We start from the raw sequence: 18,887 nt of genomic DNA, 5'->3' as shown, positions 1-18,887 counted from the left end.
AATTAACCTTATACTAAAAAAACAAGCCTTGTAAGTGCTTGTTTTGTAATTATCCCTGTTTTAGGATATGTATTTTCTCCTCATTATCCATATCTATGAGGATATTATCCCCTTCTCTTATTTTCTTACTTATTACCTCTTCTATCAAACTATCTTCAATCAACTTTTGTATTGTCTTTTTTAAATACCTTATGCCGTAATCTTTATTATATCCCTTTTTTGCTATATAGCTTTTAGTACTCTTACTTATTTCAACACCATATCCTGAACGTTTAATTCTGGATGCCAAATCTAATAATTCTAAATCTATAATTTTCATAATATTTCTCTTGGTCAATGAATTAAATATTATGAAATCATCTATTCTACTTAAAAACTCTGGAGAAAAATGTTTTTTTAGAGCATCTGTTAAAACTTTGTCTTTAAGGAGGTCTTTATCCTCTTGCTTGGCAGAAGTTTCAAAACCTACTCCAGTGCCAAAATCTTGAAATTTTCTAGCTCCTACGTTGGAAGTCATAATGATTATAGTATTTCTAAAATTTATCTTTCTACCAATATTGTCGGTTATCTCTCCCTCATCTAGTATCTGAAGTATGGAATTCATAATATCTGGATGAGCTTTTTCTATTTCGTCGAGTAGTATTACAGAATAAGGTTTTGTTCTAACCCTTTCAGTCAACTGCCCCCCTTCTTCATATCCTACATATCCAGGAGGCGCACCCAATAAACGAGATAAAGAAAATTTCTCCATATACTCATTCATATCTATTCTTATTAGACTGTCGTCAGAATTAAACATGAGATCGTTTATAACCTTGGCCAATTTAGTTTTTCCAACTCCCGTTGGCCCTAAAAAGATAAAAGAACCTATAGGTCTATCAGGATCACTAAATCCAACCCTATTTCTCTGTATAGATTTTGCTACCTTATCTATAGCTTGATCTTGTCCAATTACTTCTTTTTTTATTCTCTTTGGTAAATCCACTAGCATATTCGTCTCGTATTCTGTTATTTTATTGGCTGGAATACCAGTTATAACAGATATTACCTCAGAGACATCGTGTTCTGATATTACTTGTCTGTTTTTTTTGACCTGTTCATGCCACTTAGATTGGATTATATCCATATTAATTTTTAACTGTTCTTCAGTTTCCAAAAGATTAGCTGCTTTTTCAAACAATTGATCTCTGACGGCTAGTTTCTTTTTTAGCTTGACGCTTTCTAATTTTTTTTCTAGCTTGGTCAACTCCTTTGGAACCTTTATATTCTTAATATGGACATTAGCTCCAGTTTCATCCAAAATATCTATGGCTTTATCTGGCAAATTCCTATCAAAAATATACCTAGACGACAATTCTATACAGGCCTTTATTGCATCATTCGTATATGTTACATTGTGATAATCTTCATATTTATCTTTTATGTTGAGTAATATTTCCAATGTGTTTTCCTTAGAAGTAGGATTGATTATTATCTTTTGGAATCGTCTGGCTAAAGCCCCATCTTTTTCTATATATTGACGATACTCAGAAATAGTAGTAGCCCCTATACACTGAAATTGTCCTCTAGCAAGAGCTGGTTTAAACATATTTGAAGCGTCCATAGAACCTGTGGCATTTCCCACACCAACTATAGTGTGTATTTCATCTATAAATAAAATAATATCCTTGTTGCTCTCTAACTCTTCCAAGAGATGTTTTAACCTCTCTTCAAATTGACCTCTGTATTTAGTTCCTGCTACAAGACCTGCTAAATCTAACATTAATACTCTCTTGCCAGATAACACTCTAGATATCTTTTTATTTGCTATACGCAAGGCTAATCCCTCTGCTATAGCAGACTTTCCCACACCTGGCTCTCCTATTAATATAGGATTATTCTTTTTTCTACGACTGAGAACTTGAGACAAACGTTTTATTTCTTTTTCCCTACCTATTATGGGATCTAATTTGCCCTCTTCTGCTAAAAAAGTTAAATCCTTGGAAAATAAGTTTAGTGTAGGAGTCTTATTATTTTTCTTTTTTACAATAATCATTTTCTTATCCTTCATGGAAGAATAGTTTGCTTTTTTTTCTTCTTCTTCTTCATCAAATGTCTCAGATCTTTTATTACTAACATCTTTCAATGAAAAAAAACTACTATCTAAACTTTTATACTCTTCTATAACTCTATTGTAATCAATAGAATATCTATTCATAATTATAGTTACTGGATCTTTTTTATTCTTGAGTATGCTCAAAAATAGATGAATAGTATCTAAAATATCATCCTCTAAATACTCTGCTTGCGCATATAAACCTACATCTAGTATTTCCTGAACTTCTTTAGTGTATGGAATGTTAATATATTCAGATTCACCGAGCTTACATAAATTTATAAAACCCCTTAAGAAACATATAGACCTAGTTAAACTATCAGGAGTCTTATCATCTAGATTTATAGAATTATATAACTCTTCTAATTCAAAAGAAATTGAATTTAATTCCTCATCATCTAATAAATTACCATCTATTCCTAGTATATCTATAAGTTTATTGTATATCTTCTTTAAGTCTTCAGTGTTTTTTATACCAGTGATGCCTATCTTAAGTAAAACACTAGATTCTATTAATCCCTCTATATCTTTATTTAAGTCAACTAATCCATCTCCCAATTTACTTATTATCCTAACTGGTATATCATCTGCTTTTGACAACATAGAAATCATCAAATGCTCAGTTCCTAAAAATTCAGTTCCAAAGCACAGAGAAGTATATTTACTCAATATAAATACTTCTTCTAACATTTTAGACCTTTGTATACTCATATTTAATCAAGTTTCAGATTAAAAAATATCACGCAAAGTAATGATTTAGGCAATATTATTCAATTATATAACAAACTAAACATCCACTTACCTATAACCTAACATCAAAAAAAAACATTACTTTTTTAGATAATTCCTTTATTTTCTTATAATTCTTGTGAAAAGATATCAAACAATAAATTTATCATTTATGAGATTTAAAATTGTTATTTTTTTCTATTTATATCATCATAAGGTGATCATACCCAAAAATGTGAAAAAAAAACAGATGAAATTTAAAGTTCAAATAAAAAATATAAATACCTTCAGATGCTATTGAAATGTTTTAAACAGAGTTAGTTTACAAACTCGTTTTTTTTAGACGCTTTTAGCGACAGTATCTGAGATAACTGGGAAGAGCTATCTGCATTTTATGAATTTACCGTATAAATCAGAAAAATTATTTACACGACCAAATTGATTGAAAACCTCAATGGAAAAATCAGGGAATACACCAAAAATAAATTGTCATTCCCAACTGATGAAATGCTGTTATAAAATCTACTTTTTTGGCCCTGAAGGAGACTACAAAAAAATGGCCCAAACCGATACTGAAATTGGGGAATAATCCTGAATCAATTTTTAACTTTTTTTTTGACAAAAGAGTTCGACTATGAATAAAAACAAAAAAAAGTATGTCATTTCTTATTTACACACTTTTCAGGATAGTGTCTTTTTTTATTCACTTAGAAGGTTTGATTTTCTTAACTCTTCAATTAAAGCATTTAATTTTTCCTCAGTAGCAGAAAGTTTTTCTTTAGTATTAGAGAGTTCCTCATTTAACTTGACATTCAATTTTATCATATGATTATAAATCGCTTGAGTAGCTGAGATATTCAAAGTGGTAAGGCCATCGTAATCTACTGATCGCAAATCATCTACCTCCTTACCATATACAAATACTTTATTTGGAGATACCTCATCTCCTAAATATACCACAAAAGTGTTAGCACTTTTTATCTCTTTTACTTTTACTAAAATCTCTTTGTTATCATCCAAAATTAATCTTACCATATCTCCCTTAGAAAAACCATGAGATTTCTTTGTAGTAATTGATGTGATATTATCAATAGTTTCTATCGAACTCGATGATTCATAGACGCTAGGAATCACACCACTATTCTTTTCTACAATATTTGGAACTATACCTTCTATCTGCTGAGCTATTACCTTCTTAAAATGCTGATTACCCAGTTTATTAGTATCTCTCATACTGTAATCCGTGATTTCTATATCTAAAAGTTTTTTAAGATCTGATTCTTTATCTGAAATGCCTATTATGCTCTTGATACGTTTATCAGAAAGAACTTGTATATTTTCTGCATAAACAGTTCTTGCATCTAAGAAAATTTGAGTAGTGGTCTTAGCATTACCAATGGTTACAGTATTATTCCCATGTCCTATAGCGTCATAACCTATAACTATCTCATTCTCGCTGTTATCTAATAACGATTTAGTATTAGCTCCTATGAAAATAGAATTATTTGATTCCTTGAGAGGTGTTTTTTTGTCACGAATATAATAACCAGCTTCACTTCCTATAGCTATATTATTATCACCTGTAGTCATATTATGTAAAGTATTTATCCCTATAGCTATATTTTCACTCCCTCTAGTCATTTCATATAAAGAGCGTCCACCTATTCCTACATTTCCTAATCCAAATACTAATTGGTTTAACGAGTAGGATCCAATTGAAGTATTCTGAGTAGCTTCAGTGTTATTAGCGAGAGAATATGCGCCAATAGAAATATTATCACTACCTATAGTATTATTTTCCAAACTTTTAAAACCAAAAGCCGTATTCCGATATCCACTGGTTATGGCGTTACCAGAGTTTATACCTAAAAAACTATTTTCTATACCAGTACCAGAAATAGCACCACCAGCAACAGGAACACCTCCACTAGTTCCATTACTGCCCTTTCCTGACCATTTAGTTATAAGGTTGCCTCTTGGGTCTTTTATAAGAGTAACGTTTTTATTTATCTTTTCGTCTAATTTTTTCCCCTGAGCTGCCGATAAGGCCTTTGCAGCATCATTAGTGGTTAAATCATCTACTATATCAAATATATTTAATTTAGTATCTACTTGATCCTTAAGACTCTTCCCCTGAGCTGCCGATAAGGCCTTTGCAGCATCATTAGTGGTTAAATCATCTACTATATCAGATATATTTAATTTAGTATCTACTTGATCCTTAAGACTCTTCCCTTTAGCTGCCGACAAGGCCTTTTTAGCATCATTAGTGGTTAAATCATCTACTATATCAGATATATTTAATTTAGTATCTACTTGATCCTTAAGACTCTTCCCTTTAGCTGCCGATAAGGCCTTTGCAGCATCATTAGTGGTTAAATCATCTACTATATCAGATATATTTAATTTAGTATCTACTTGATCCTTAAGACTCTTCCCTTTAGCTGCCGACAAGGCCTTTTTAGCATCATTAGTGGTTAAATCATCTACTATATCAGATATATTTAATTTAGTATCTACTTGATCCTTAAGACTCTTCCCCTGAGCTGCCGATAAGGCCTTATTAGAATCATTAGTGGTTAAATCATCTACTATATCAGATATATTTAATTTAGTATCTACTTGATCCTTAAGACTCTTCCCCTGAGCTGCCGATAAGGCCTTATTAGGATCATTAGTGGTTAAATCATCTACTATATCAGATATATTTAATTTAGTATCTACTTGATCCTTAAGACTCTTCCCCTGAGCTGCCGATAAGGCCTTATTAGGATCATTAGTGGTTAAATCATCTACTATATCAGAAATATTTAATTTAGTATCTACTTGATCCTTAAGAGCTTTTCCTTGCGCTGCTGATAATACCTTTGTGCCATCATTGCTATTTAAATTATCTACTATCTTATTCTTATGGATACTGGTTTGTAGCCTTTCAGACAATATTCTACCCTGATTAGCTGATAGAGGAATGATATTACTATGAGAACTTAGATTATTTACAACAATAATTTTTCTGGCAGTATTAGCATATATAGCATATGGAACAGTAAGCAGCTCACCCTTTCTCTTTATATCGTATTGTCCATTATCATTCAGATCTAATTCTGTCTTAATCATATGAGGAACTTCCCAATCTAAATCTGTTAATTTTAAAGCTTTATAAACGTAAAGTTTATCACCATCGCCTATCTTTAAAGACGCTATGCCATCTTTACTAGTTTTGACTCTATGAGTTTCGCTATATACTATCTTCTCGCCAAGGGAAGCGTCATTAATAAATAATGATATTCGTATTTTGATAAAACTATCCTTCAATACATTGCCTTGATCATCTCTTACTAGAATTTGGTAACTCAATCTATCGGGAAAAGTATTAGAAAATAATGATTCTCTAACTACTGTGAGTAAAAAAAATGATATAAAAAAAATATTTCTTTTCATAGAGCTTTGGATTTTAGATTAGAAATTTTTTTTCTCCCAACTATCTATTTATTTATATTCAATGCGAAATATATTGACATAGGTATAAAAAATCAGAATTTCGGGCACGTGAATGTACATCTTATTTTTAATAGGATTTAACTTAAAATTTTACACTCTAAATATTAACTTAATCTAACTCGGACCTTAACCAGAATTATTCATAGTCATATGACTTTTTCAGGTTAAATCTATCATTTTTATCGAGTATTTCTAAGTAGTTATCAATCTAACTCAGGTTATAAACAATGTGTTTTTATTCCTCATTTTTGGGGAATATCTAAAGTGATCTAGATTTCCTTAAAAACATTTAAAATTAACACCTCATATCAAATATTGAAATATAACCATGAATAATCTGGATTAATTAAGTAAATTATTAATCCAACTCAGGTAAATAATTAGTTTATACGGAAGTAAAACAAAAAAGCCGCTTAGGATCAATCCTAAACGGCTTCTTCGTTAAATAATATCAATAATTATACTATTTAGATTTGTTTTCAGGATGCTTGCTGTTAGCAGCGCCTTCAATATAAGGCATTCCTGAACGTCGAAACATTAAACTAAAATTTTGAATTCCATTATATGGCAAATCCCAAGAACTTAAATCTTGATTAAAATTTTTAGCAAAATAAAACATCTCTAGCCTATGAATAACATTAGAAACATTCCAACTGCCTATATTTCCATTGAAAGATTTAGCGACCTTAAACATACTTACCATATTAGTAACATTAGAAACATTCCAAATGCCTATATTTTGATCGAAAGATGTAGCATTTTCAAACATACTTTCCATATTAGTAACCTTAGAAACAGTCCAACTGCTTATATTTTGATTAAAAGCTTCAGCTTTATGAAACATATATGCCATATTAGTAACCTTAGAAACATTCCAACTGCCTATATTTCCATTGAAAGCTTTAGCTCCTGAAAACATCCGTGCTATATTAGTAACCCCCTCTAAATTAGGCACTTCCATAGGTAAAGTTACTAACTTGGAACATTCCTCAAAACTTCCATAATATTTAGATTTACGATCTTTTGTATATTCAATACTGTTGAGTAATTTCAGATCACCCCAAGATGAAATATCTATTATCTTGTCTGTATCAGAACAACCAGGACTCGGATAATCACCAGAAGACTTATCAAAACTATAAGGATTAGTTCTTATACAATTGAAGACTTTACCAAAGTTAAAACCTTCTATTTTTCCTGTAATAGTAATGGTGTACTTACCTGCTGTTGTATAAGTATGTGAAGCTCCAGTATGAGAAGTAACTTTTTGCTTTTCTGAACCATCGCCCCAATCTACTGTAAAGTCATATTCTCCACCATCGTAAATAGGCAATTTTATTTGTTCGTTGTTTGAAGTAGTTTTCCACTTAGAAATAAATTTCTTAAACTCATGATGCGTAATAGTCACAGTGTAATCTTTAGTTTCTCCGTTCCCTGCTGTTACTCTGTATTTCACAGATTCTGTCTTTGAAAGGTCTATATAATCATTAGAATTAGGATATATAGAAGCAAGGTTTGAAATCTCTATTGATGGCACTACGTTTGTTATTTTTGCTAAATCATAGTAAGATAAATCTGTTAGTGATATAGATATAATTGAATTTATTTCATCTATACTTGTCGATATTTTCGCTTTCACCCCATTAGGTTTTGTAATACTAAATGATAATATTTCATTTTCAGTATTCTCGGGTAATACAGAAACAGTTACTGTATAGGTTTTAGATTTTCCTTTTTCAGAAGTAATTGTAAAAGCTACAGGGTTTGTAAAATCTCTACTTTCACTAGGGTCAGGTTCTATTTTTTTACCTACAAACTTTATTGTAGGAACTAAATTTTTTCTTAATTCTCTTTTCCTATAAGGTAAAACAACAGATATCTTAGTAGAATCTTCAGAATTGACAACTCCTTCTATATCTTTACTCAGACCATTATTCTTATCAGAATCAAATTTCAAACTGAAAGAAAGTAAAGAAACAGTATCTGAAGTATTTTCTACTTCTTCCACTTTTTCTTCTTTTGAACAAGAAGTAAAGGACATAATTTGAAAAACAAATAAATAAAACAGTAAAATTTTTGACTTCATAATATTTAAAATAATAAACTAAAAACCTGATTTACAGATAAATCACTGACAATCTTCAAGCTTTCTAGTATGAGTTAGCATATGTACGAATTTAGTAGTTTTACCTTAAGTGTTTAAAAAAATATTACTCCTTGTAATTTAAATTATATTTAAGGAAATACCCCTTTAGTTTTGGGCTTTTTTATGCTTATGATATCGATTTAGTCGAAATCTAACCCAGATTATTCATAGTCATATGACTTTTTCAGGTTAGACCTATCGTTTTTATAGAGTATTTCTAAGGAATTATCAATCTAACTCAGTCTATAAAAAATGTATTTTTATTCCTCATTTTCGGGGAATATCTAAAGTGGTCTAGATTTCCTTAAAAACCTTTAAAATTAACACTTCATATCAAATATTGGAATATAACCATGAATAATCTGGGTTAACAAAAAGGTTAACGAAAAAATATCATATCTAACCTATTTTAATATGACTATGAATAATCCAGGTTAATTAAATATTAACTATAACTTTGCTGAATCTAAGCTCCTTTTGAGATTTAAATCCTATTTTTTTTCTACAAAACATTCAATGGAAATAAACAAAATATTAAAAGAAAAAGTATGTGTTATACTAAACAAACTATACGATCTATCAGACAATAGCAACATCAACTTTCAAAACACTAGAACTGAATTTATAGGAGACATAACCTTAGTAACTTTCCCATTTACTAAATATTCTAAAAAATCACCTGAGCTCACAGCAAGGGAAATAGGTGAAAAACTGATAGAAGAATCCGACATAGTATCTAATTACAATGTTGTAAATGGCTTTTTAAACCTAGTAATAAGCACAAAATATTACTTGTTATTTTTCGACAGTGTAAAACACGACCAAAACTATGGTTCTACAGCAACAGATGAAAATTCCCAAAAGGTTGTACTAGAGTACTCATCTCCTAATACTAATAAGCCTCTACATTTAGGACACATAAGAAATAATTTATTAGGTTATTCAGTAGCAGAAATTTTAAAATATTCTGGCAAAAAAGTATATAAAACCCAAATAATAAACGACAGAGGAATACATATTTGCAAATCTATGTTGGCTTGGAAAAAATATGGAAATAATGAAAATCCATGTTCAACGGGGATAAAAGGAGATAAACTAGTTGGAAAATACTACGTTGTATTTAATGAGGTATATAATCGAGAAATTCAAGAATTATTATCAGAGGGAAAAGATTTAGATTTTGCAAAAACTAACGCTCCTATATTAATTGAGGCAAAAAAGATGTTGTTAAAATGGGAAAAGGGAGATAGAGAAACTCTAGATCTTTGGAATATGATGAATAAATGGGTTTTAGATGGATTTGAAGAGACTTATAAATTGTTGGGAGTAGATTTTGATAAAAATTACTATGAGAGTGACACCTACAAAATAGGCAGAGAAATAGTAGAATACGGCCTAAAAAAAGGTATATTTTACAAAGAAAAGGACGGATCTATATGGATAGATTTAACAGAGGATGGATTAGACAAAAAACTCCTATTACGATCTGACGGAACCTCTGTATACATAACTCAAGATATTGGAACTGCCATAAAAAGATCAGAAGAATTCGATGCGGATATAAATGTATATACAGTTGGCAATGAACAAGAATACCATTTTAAGGTTTTGTTTTTGATCTTAGAAAAGATGGGATATGCATGGGCGAATAAAATGTATCATTTATCCTATGGAATGGTAGACTTGCCTTCTGGAAAAATGAAATCTAGGGAAGGTACAGTAGTAGATGCCGATGATATCCTAATAGAAATGAAACAAACTGCAAAAAGCATCTCTGAACAACTAGGAAAATTAGAATTATACGATGAAAAAGAAAAAGAGCAACTCTATGAGATTATAGGCACTGGGGCATTGAAGTATCATTTATTAAAAGTAGAACCTAAAAAGAGAATTGTATTCGACCCTGAAAAATCTATAGATTTTAATGGTAATACAGGACCTTTTATACAGTATACCTATGTGAGAATACAATCCATTTTAAAGAAATACAATGGAGATATAAAAGAGACCTTAAATATAGAAAACATCGATCTTCTAGAAAAAGAAAAAGACATAATAAAATGCGTTATAGAGTATGGGGAAATAATAAAAAAATCAGCTGAAACCTATAATCCATCACTAGTATGCAATTTCGTTTACGAATTGGTAAAAACCTACAATACCTTTTATCAAAGCACCCCTATACTAAACTGTACGAATAAAAATGAAAGGTTATTTAGGATACAGTTATCAGACCTAGTAGCTAATATTATTAAATCTAGCATGCGTCTATTAGGAATAAAAATGCCAAAGAGGATGTAATCTAAAAATATATATGAGCAATGATAAAAAAAGTCTACTTAGATAATGCTGCTACAACACCATTAGCCCCAGAAGTATTAAAAGCTATGAAAGACTCAATGGAAGTGAATTTTGGAAATCCCTCTTCCATACATTCCTTAGGGAGAGAATCTAAGACTATTATAGAGTCTGTCAGAAAATTAATATCAAAACAATTCAACACAAATACAGGTGAAATAATCTTCACATCTGGAGGAACAGAATCGAATAATACAGCCATTTTAATGTCCATACACGATTTGGGAGTAAAGAGAATAATAACTTCGACTATAGAGCATTCATCAGTAAAATACGTCGTAGAAAGGGTTAAAAATTTATATGATATAGAGGTTGTATATCTAAATTTAGATAAATATGGAAATGTAGATTTAAACCATCTAGAAGAATCTTTAAAAGAAAAAAATACAAAGACTTTAGTGTCTCTAATGCATAGTAATAATGAAATAGGTAACCTTTTAGATCTAAATATGGTTAGCGAATTATGTAGCAAGCATGGGGCCTTATTACACTCTGATACTATTCAAAGCATAGGGCATTACAATTTCGATTTGAGCGAATTAAATATAGATTTTATAACTTGTTCTGCACATAAAATCCACGGTCCAAAGGGAGTAGGATTCATCTACATAAATAATACAAACAATGTGAAATCAGTATTATGCGGAGGAAGTCAAGAAAGAGGCAAAAGAGGAGGAACAGAAAATCTTTTTGGTATTGTAGGTCTTGGCAAAGCAATAGAGATTGCCTATCTAAATTTAGATGAACACAGAAGACATATAGAAGACATAAAACTCTATATGATAAAAGAACTGAAAAAAAATATTGAAGGAATAGGATTTAATGGAGAATCTGCCAATATGAAAAAAAGCCTATACACATTACTAAACGTAATGTTACCTCCTAAAAAAATAGGGATGCTCCAATTTTCTTTAGATATAAAAGGAATAGCTTCATCATCTGGGAGCGCTTGTTGCTCTGGAGCTAGCTCTCCATATTATGTATTAGATTCTTTAGGTTTAAACTTAGAAAATAGAACTTCAGTTAGATTTTCCTTCAGTAAATTTTCTTTGAGAGAAGAAATAGACTACGTAATAGAAGTGTTAAAAGAGATTTATAAATAAAGTTTAAAGCGTATCTCAAAACTTATTAATCAATAATTTGAGTTACAAATAATTAGCCTCTTAAAAAAATATAGATTAACCCAGATTATTCATAGTCATATGAATTTTTCAGGTTAAAGGTATTGTTTTATTCAGTATTTCTAAGGAAGTATTTTTTTTCTAAACGGTTTCTATGATGGGTATTGTATTTAAGACATAAAAGAAAAGGGATATTAAAAAACACCCCTTTCTTTGGTTTTGATACCATTTTAGCTCTCTTTGGGTGGGACTTCTCCGCCAAAGTAGAGACTACAAATGTATTAATAAAAACTTGTAATTTTCCTCGTATTAGTAGAATGATAAACACCATCTGGGCTTATAGTAGTTGTCCACCAAGAACCTATATCAATTCCAGCACCTTCTAAAATACAATACCATACAAGAGTTGAACATGTAAAACCTCGGTAATATGTATAATTTTCCCAAAACCCTCTAGCATAGTCATAACCCCAAGCATCAAGTATATACCCATATCCTCTCAAATCTTCAGCGGTAGATGCTATTCTATCATATTCGTATGATCTAATTTCTCTAAATCCAGCATCAACTAATCCAAAAGTAAACCATGAGACCCAACTCCATACCCGTTTTCTACGTCCTACAGACATTATATACTTATATGTATTTTTACTTCCCCATACTTTAACATCTTCATTAATAACACCAACATTATTCGTATCAAAAGCTCCTATTGACAAAGTATAGTTATTTTTCCTTACTTCGCCACCACCATTGTAATAAATATCATTTCTAATATTGTATGTATTTGTGTTAGTATATATGCCAGTATGACCTACACAAGCCAACTCAACTAATATCCTGCCTCGTCTACCCTTTCTATCAGTAGCTCTTAAGAATTCTAAAAGTTTAACTCTATCATATTTTTTTTGTTTTTTCTTAGAAGAAGAAGATTTACCGTAATAAAATGAACAACTAAAAAATAATTTACCAGGATAAAATATATCAGGAATTAGATTATTAGTTGGATTATAAATTGGAGGATCAGGAGGTGGATTACCAGTTGGTTTAGATAGAGCAGAACTTGGTGGCTTGTAATCTTTTTTATATTGATCAAATAGTGGATCATCTACTTCATCAGTCGTTGGATAACGGGAACTACTAATATTAGCTCGGTCTTTATGATAAATCTCTTCGTTGATTTTATTTAACTCTTTTGAAACTTTTTCAGTTAAATCAGATAGACTACGTAATTGTGAATCTGTTATTTTATTCTCTACCAAAGAACTATAACTTCTAATATAGTTTTTGGAATTTTTGTTTTGGAGATTATTACTGTACATAGAAATCTTATCATTAATAATAAGTTTATCAGTATTTTTATCTAATAAAAAACCAAAATTATCCCTATATGTATCTGCTATACTAGAATACAATAACATCTCTTTTTTATCGGATAGCTCTACGGAGTTTACCTCTGATTTCACATATTCCATTAAAAACATATCCAACTCTCTTCCTTCTAAGTCACTTATCTTAATTTCTTTTCCATTTTTTTCTACTATATCTTGATCGAAGATATTTAACAATCTCTTTTCAAAGGAATTTCTAGATGATAAATCCTTAGTTTTTATATTTTTAAATAATGCTGCTTCAACTCTTTTTACATAAAAAATGTCTTGATTTATACCTGATTGTTGAATATTTTCACTTCTTAGAGTGGATTTAGAAATATTATTTCTTTTTGGCTTGTCTACTTTTAAATTTATATCATCTTTGGAGCAAGAAAAGAAAAATAAAGTCAGAAGTAATAAGTAGATTACACTATGATAGATTTTTTTTGATTTCATTTTTTAATATATTTAGTTACTATTTATATCGCTTATAGAGTCCATGCAAGGAAGATCTGTTTTTAATAGTTTATCATACATTTCCCTATTGTATTTCTCTAATTTCATGAACTTAGATTTAGTATCAAATTTGTTTTTTACTCCACCCCAATAAAGTGTATCATTTCTAATTAAATAATCAACTCTTTCTAAAAATGAAGTTTTCCCAAGTACATATTTTTCAAACATACTATAAACAACCCCTTCAGATTTTAGAGATTCTAATGCCCAGAGTAAATTACCTTCATACGAATTATCACACTTAAACTCTTTGAGTTTTTTATAATAAATCACCTTTTCATTAAACACCTTATCTTTTCTAAAAATGTATATTTTTATACTATCAATTTTTAATCCAGGTATAGGAGTCTTAGCCCAAATACCTACTAGTTCTGGATCTATAACGCCCTGTTTTATTACTTCTAGATTACTTTGATGTGTTTCTAGGCTATACGGATTATATTTACAAGATATTAAAGTCAATAGGAGAATAATTATTAGTGCTTTTCTAAACATAAAGAAGGGAAATGAGAGCGGAATGTATTAAAAAAATATTATAAAACCAAAAAAAACTCCTTAGGTTTGTTCTACAAGTCTATTTTCCAAAAGTGGCAATGGTGTTATTTTCTTCTAAAGTCTTTAAATAAACCGCTTAAAATGCGTTTTAGTATAGTTAGATCATCTTATTAAATCCCATCATAGAGAACGTTTAGAAAAAATATTTCAGCAGTTAATTTTCCAAAGGAAAAAAAAAGAAGGGCAAAATATTTATTTACACACTTTACGAGATAGTGTAAAATATTTCAGTTAGTTAAAGAAATTATCTACACTAAATCAATTTTTTTTATGTTTCTCATATTATCATTGTTTGAATATTAGTTATCGTATATAGTAGATAAATCCATGCAAGGAAGATCTGTTTTTAATAGTTTATCATACATTTCCCTATTGTATTTCTCTAATTTCATGAACTTAGATTTAGTATCAAATTTGTTTTTTACTCCACCCCAATAAAGTGTATCATTTCTAATTAAATAATCAACTCTTTCTAAAAATGAAGGATCACCAGGTATATAATTTTCAAACATACTATAAACAACCCCTTCAGATTTTAGAGATTCTAATGCCCAGAGTAAATTACCTTCATACGAATTATCACACTTAAACTCTTTGAGTTTTTTATAATAAATCACCTTTTCATTAAACACCTTATCTTTTCTAAAAATGTATATTTTTATACTATCAATTTTTAATCCAGGTATAGGAGTCTTAGCCCAAATACCTACTAGTTCTGGATCTATAACGCCCTGTTTTATTACTTCTAGATTACTTTGATGTGTTTCTAGGCTATACGGATTATATTTACAAGATATTAAAGTCAATGGAAGAATAATTATTAGTGCTTTTCTAAACATAAAGAAGGGAAATGAGAGCGGAAGCTATTAAAAAAATATTATAAAACCAAAAAAACTCCTTAGGCTTGTTCTGCGAGCCTTTATTTCATAAGCAGTACATCTATTATTTTATTCTAAAGTCTTTAAATAAACCGCTTAAAATACTTTTTAATATAGTTAGATCATCATTATTAAATCCCATCATAGAAAACGTTTAGAAAAAATATTTCGAGGGTGAATTTTCCAAAGGAAAAAAAAGAAGGACAGAATATTTATTTACACACTTTACGAGATAGTGTAAAATATTTCAGTTAGTTAAAGAAATTATCTACACTAAATCAATTTTTTTTATGTTTCTCATATTATCATTGTTTGAATATTAGTTATCGTATATAGTAGATAAATCCATGCAAGGAAGATCTGTTTTTAATAGTTTATCATACATTTCCCTATTGTATTTCTCTAATTTCATTAACTTAGATCTAGTATCAAATTTGTTTTTTACTCCACCCCAATAAAGTGTGTCATTTCTAATTAAATAATCAACTCTTTCTAAAAATGAAGGATCACCAGGTATATAATTTTCAAACATACTATAAAAAGAACCCTTAGATTTTAATGACCAAATAATATTACCTCTACCCTCATACCAATTAGCACACCCAAACTCTTTGAGTTTTTTATAATAATTTACCTTTTGATTTAGTACCTTATCCTTTCTAAAAATAAATATTCTTATGCTATCAGTTTTTAATCCAGGTATAGGTGTCCCAACCCAAATACCTACTAGTTTTGGATCTATAACGCCCTGTTTTATTACTTCTAGATTACTTTGATGTGTTTCTAGGCTATAGGGATTATATTTACAAGATATTAAAGTCAATAGGAGAATAATTATTAGTGCTTTTCTAAACATAAAGAAGGGAAATGAGAGCGGAGTGTATTAAAAAAATATTATAAAACCAAAAAAAACTCCTTAGGTTTGTTCTACAAGTCTATTTTCCAAAAGTGGTAATGGTGTTATTTTCTTCTAAAGTCTTTAAATAAACCGCTTAAAATACTTTTTAACCTGAGTTCGATTAATAAATCACTCGAACCCTTTGATTTTATTAGGATTTAAGGCAATGCCTCTTTAGTTTTTGACTCTTTTGTGTTTTTGTGAGACGATTTAATAGAAATTTAACAATTTTCGCGCAAAAAACACTCGATTTATCACAAATACAAGTCTCTTTAATCCCAGTTAATTCAAGCCTTACAGATGTTTTAATTAAGCAAATTATTAATCGAACTCAGGTTTTTAGTACATTAGATGTTAGATCATCTTATTAAATCCCATCATAGAAAACGTTTAGAAAAAATATTTCGAGGGTGAATTTTCCAAAGGAAAAAAAAGAAGAGCAGAATATTTATTTACACACTTTACGAGATAGTGTCAAAAAATATCACGTCTAATCTGTTTTTAATATAACTATGAACAATCAGGGTTAACCAAGTTAATTACTCAATAATATTTAAGGGCTATTTAAATATGATGGTTCGAAATAGGCGATATTTTCGAAGTCTTTTTCTAAAAACTTTTTTTCTGCCAAAAATCCCATATATCTAGACGAAGGCACAATTCCATCTAAAAATTTAGCATTAGAGTGTTTCAGAATGTCTCTATACCCCTCTAAATTATTCCCCAAATAACAAACTTTAGCCTCATTTAAAAGATATTTAGAATGTGAATTTTCATTTATATGCTCTATATAATCTCTTTTTACAAGTGTCTTTTTTCTATTGAAAACAGCATTGTAAACACGCGTATTCCTAGCATCTATCATTGGAATTAAAAAGTCTGCATCCGAGAATTTTTCATCTACCACAGAGTAGAGCATACACTCCAAAGTACTGAGAGAAATAAGTGGTTTTTCCAAAGAAAAACAAAGGCCCTTGGCTGCAGCCAACCCAATTCTAAGACCAGTATACGAACCTGGACCTCTGCTGATAGATATAGCATCCAAATTACTGAAATCACCTATGTGCTTTAGCAGATTAGATATAAATAAATGAAGTTTTTCAGAATGACAGTAATTATCATCATATACTTCCTCTGTAAATAAGCTCTTTCCATCTATAGAGATAGATACCGAACAATTTTTAGTAGCAGTTTCTATATTGAGAATAGCAGCCATAAGAAATATTTAAAATTCTAACTAGAAAAAAAAGCTAAAGCAGAAGCCAATACAATAGCTAAGGTTTTAAAAGTATTATTTCTATAACTACTATTAATCTCAAATATGACAATTATAGATATATACAACAACATGCCCACTACAAAAGAAGTTATTTCAGTGTGAAATGCATCTAACACATCCAAAGACCCCGCCAAATAACTTCCCAATGGGGTCATAGCAGTAAATATCAAAAAGTATATAAATGTTTTTTTTACACTGATATTCGATTTAACAAAAAAAGAGTACAAAACCATACTCACTGGCACTTTATGTAACATTATACCGTATAAAAGAGATCTGTTTTCTTCATGTGGATGAAAATGCAATGGCATCCCCTCTATAAAAGCGTGAATACAAATACTTACAAACATAGACATAGTCAGGCTAGTACTCTTGTGTATATGACCGTGTTCTATGCCATTAGATAGAGATTCTAAAAAGAATTGTAACATAATTCCAAGAATCATAAAAATCCCTGTGGTCTCTTTTTTTATGTGGTAAACCTCTGGAAGGAGGTGAAATACTGAAATAGATAAGAGATAAAATCCGCTGAATATAAGTAGTAACTTATGATTTATTCGCTTAAAAAAAGAGGCGATTACCACTCCAATTAGAATAGATAACAATAACCCAGCATATATCATATTCAGATAATAATATTAAGTTTAAAAAAATATCTGCTCGCATTTGAATTATCCTCATATTCAAAAATCAAAAAACTGTATATGCTCATGATTTTTTACCTATCAAAATAAGTCTATCTGAAGTAGTTTTATCAAAACTATTTAAGTCATAATCTCCATGTATGCTGACTATCTCTAATGCCGAATTAGCAAAAAATGAAATAAAATCATCAAGAGTAAAATCTCTTACTTTCTCGGTGAAAGAATAAAATCTGCCATTTGCTTGAAAATCTATTTTCTTACATATGAAATTATTATCTATAAACCTATGTATTTGAAATTCTATTGCCTCTTTACTCTTTTTTTCTCTCTCTATGAGTTGTCTCTTTGCTTTTTCCACATTTAGAAAATCCAAGATGAGATACCCTCCTCTCTTAAGAGATCTACTAGAATTATTAAAGAAAGCCTGATTATCTTTGAGATTTTCGAAGTAGCCAAAACTAGTAAATAAATTCAATATTACATCTAATTCTGTTCTTGGAAAAGGTTCTCTCATATCTCCCAATTCAAAAGACAAAGTTGAATTTTCAAACTCTTTTGCATGAGATATGCTCTCAGAGGATATATCCATTCCCAAGACATTCATCCCTCTCTTGTTTAAATGCACAGAATGCCTACCCCTACCACAAGCCATATCTAAAAATTTCGATCCCTCCGAAATATTCAAGTTAGATATTATGTTGTCTATAAACCTCTCTGCTTCTCTTTGATCTCTATCTCCATAGAGAATGTGATAATACTCCGTGTCAAACCAGTTTTCAAACCACTCCATATAA

The 18,887-nt window shown here is 29.9% G+C and carries 12 protein-coding genes and 1 pseudogene; 3 read left to right on the top strand and 10 right to left on the bottom strand.

Annotated elements, in window-relative coordinates; genetic code table 11:
• Nucleotides 1–49: 49 nt before the first annotated feature.
• Nucleotides 50–2,806 (bottom strand): ATP-dependent Clp protease ATP-binding subunit, encoded by a 2,757-nt coding sequence (locus JBKA6_RS05485; protein ID WP_157776961.1) that lies wholly within the window; start codon nt 2,804–2,806, stop codon nt 50–52.
• A 384-nt stretch (nt 2,807–3,190) separates the two neighbouring features.
• Here JBKA6_RS05485 and JBKA6_RS07820 point away from each other — a divergent pair.
• Nucleotides 3,191–3,462 (top strand): annotated as a pseudogene (locus JBKA6_RS07820) (transposase); the annotation flags it as partial.
• Nucleotides 3,463–3,523: 61 nt separating this feature from the next.
• On the opposite strand, the gene JBKA6_RS05475 reads toward JBKA6_RS07820, so the two are convergent.
• Nucleotides 3,524–6,265: a tail fiber domain-containing protein gene (locus tag JBKA6_RS05475; RefSeq protein ID WP_096686640.1), complete on the bottom strand. Its 2,742-nt coding sequence runs from the start codon at nt 6,263–6,265 to the stop codon at nt 3,524–3,526.
• 523 nt (nt 6,266–6,788) lie between these two features.
• On the bottom strand, nt 6,789–8,411 hold the full coding sequence (locus JBKA6_RS05470) for a BspA family leucine-rich repeat surface protein (protein WP_096686638.1): 1,623 nt from the start codon (nt 8,409–8,411) through the stop codon (nt 6,789–6,791).
• A 576-nt stretch (nt 8,412–8,987) separates the two neighbouring features.
• On the opposite strand from JBKA6_RS05470, the gene argS reads away from it, so the two are divergent.
• Both argS and JBKA6_RS05460 read left to right on the top strand, forming a co-directional pair.
• A complete protein-coding gene (gene argS, locus JBKA6_RS05465; RefSeq protein WP_096686636.1) occupies nt 8,988–10,772 on the top strand; it encodes an arginine--tRNA ligase in 1,785 nt (594 codons plus the stop codon).
• 23 nt (nt 10,773–10,795) lie between these two features.
• Nucleotides 10,796–11,932, top strand: a complete 1,137-nt coding sequence (locus JBKA6_RS05460) for a cysteine desulfurase family protein (protein WP_197703108.1) — start codon at nt 10,796–10,798, stop codon at nt 11,930–11,932.
• Nucleotides 11,933–12,231: 299 nt separating this feature from the next.
• Here the strand turns inward: JBKA6_RS05460 and JBKA6_RS05455 are convergent, their stop codons facing one another.
• The 7 genes from JBKA6_RS05455 to JBKA6_RS05425 form a co-directional block, all read right to left on the bottom strand.
• Nucleotides 12,232–13,779, bottom strand: coding sequence for a hypothetical protein (locus tag JBKA6_RS05455; protein ID WP_096686632.1), 1,548 nt, complete (start codon nt 13,777–13,779; stop codon nt 12,232–12,234).
• Between the two features lie 12 nt (nt 13,780–13,791).
• Nucleotides 13,792–14,334, bottom strand: a complete 543-nt coding sequence (locus tag JBKA6_RS05450) for a hypothetical protein (protein WP_096686630.1) — start codon at nt 14,332–14,334, stop codon at nt 13,792–13,794.
• 359 nt (nt 14,335–14,693) lie between these two features.
• Nucleotides 14,694–15,233, bottom strand: a complete 540-nt coding sequence (locus JBKA6_RS05445; RefSeq protein WP_096686628.1) for a hypothetical protein — start codon at nt 15,231–15,233, stop codon at nt 14,694–14,696.
• A 358-nt stretch (nt 15,234–15,591) separates the two neighbouring features.
• Nucleotides 15,592–16,128: a hypothetical protein gene (locus JBKA6_RS05440; protein ID WP_096686626.1), complete on the bottom strand. Its 537-nt coding sequence runs from the start codon at nt 16,126–16,128 to the stop codon at nt 15,592–15,594.
• 595 nt (nt 16,129–16,723) lie between these two features.
• On the bottom strand, nt 16,724–17,386 hold the full coding sequence (tsaB, locus tag JBKA6_RS05435) for a tRNA (adenosine(37)-N6)-threonylcarbamoyltransferase complex dimerization subunit type 1 TsaB (protein ID WP_096686624.1): 663 nt from the start codon (nt 17,384–17,386) through the stop codon (nt 16,724–16,726).
• 17 nt (nt 17,387–17,403) lie between these two features.
• Nucleotides 17,404–18,072 carry a ZIP family metal transporter gene (locus tag JBKA6_RS05430; RefSeq protein ID WP_096686622.1) on the bottom strand — a complete coding sequence of 223 codons (669 nt, stop codon included), beginning with the start codon at nt 18,070–18,072 and terminating at the stop codon, nt 17,404–17,406.
• A gap of 85 nt (nt 18,073–18,157) precedes the next feature.
• Nucleotides 18,158–18,883, bottom strand: coding sequence for an SAM-dependent methyltransferase (locus JBKA6_RS05425; RefSeq protein ID WP_096686620.1), 726 nt, complete (start codon nt 18,881–18,883; stop codon nt 18,158–18,160).
• Between the last annotated feature and the right edge of the window lie 4 nt (nt 18,884–18,887).

Source organism: Ichthyobacterium seriolicida, from assembly GCF_002369955.1.
Classification (GTDB): Bacteria; Bacteroidota; Bacteroidia; order Flavobacteriales; family Ichthyobacteriaceae; genus Ichthyobacterium; species Ichthyobacterium seriolicida.
The sequence above is the reverse complement of the archived record's forward strand: the minus strand, read 5'-3'. Positions and strand labels throughout refer to the sequence as shown.

What these genes read in the sequence shown, in the direction of transcription:
- tsaB (WP_096686624.1), bottom strand. Translation starts at nt 17,386, where the DNA reads ATGGCTGCTATTCTCAATATAGAAACTGCTACTAAAAATTGTTCGGTA.
- JBKA6_RS05445 (WP_096686628.1), bottom strand. Translation starts at nt 15,233, where the DNA reads ATGTTTAGAAAAGCACTAATAATTATTCTTCCATTGACTTTAATATCT.
- JBKA6_RS05475 (WP_096686640.1), bottom strand. Translation starts at nt 6,265, where the DNA reads ATGAAAAGAAATATTTTTTTTATATCATTTTTTTTACTCACAGTAGTT.
- JBKA6_RS05425 (WP_096686620.1), bottom strand. Translation starts at nt 18,883, where the DNA reads ATGGAGTGGTTTGAAAACTGGTTTGACACGGAGTATTATCACATTCTC.
- argS (WP_096686636.1), top strand. Translation starts at nt 8,988, where the DNA reads ATGGAAATAAACAAAATATTAAAAGAAAAAGTATGTGTTATACTAAAC.
- JBKA6_RS05485 (WP_157776961.1), bottom strand. Translation starts at nt 2,806, where the DNA reads ATGAGTATACAAAGGTCTAAAATGTTAGAAGAAGTATTTATATTGAGT.
- JBKA6_RS05450 (WP_096686630.1), bottom strand. Translation starts at nt 14,334, where the DNA reads ATGTTTAGAAAAGCACTAATAATTATTCTCCTATTGACTTTAATATCT.
- JBKA6_RS05430 (WP_096686622.1), bottom strand. Translation starts at nt 18,072, where the DNA reads ATGATATATGCTGGGTTATTGTTATCTATTCTAATTGGAGTGGTAATC.
- JBKA6_RS05440 (WP_096686626.1), bottom strand. Translation starts at nt 16,128, where the DNA reads ATGTTTAGAAAAGCACTAATAATTATTCTCCTATTGACTTTAATATCT.
- JBKA6_RS05470 (WP_096686638.1), bottom strand. Translation starts at nt 8,411, where the DNA reads ATGAAGTCAAAAATTTTACTGTTTTATTTATTTGTTTTTCAAATTATG.
- JBKA6_RS05455 (WP_096686632.1), bottom strand. Translation starts at nt 13,779, where the DNA reads ATGAAATCAAAAAAAATCTATCATAGTGTAATCTACTTATTACTTCTG.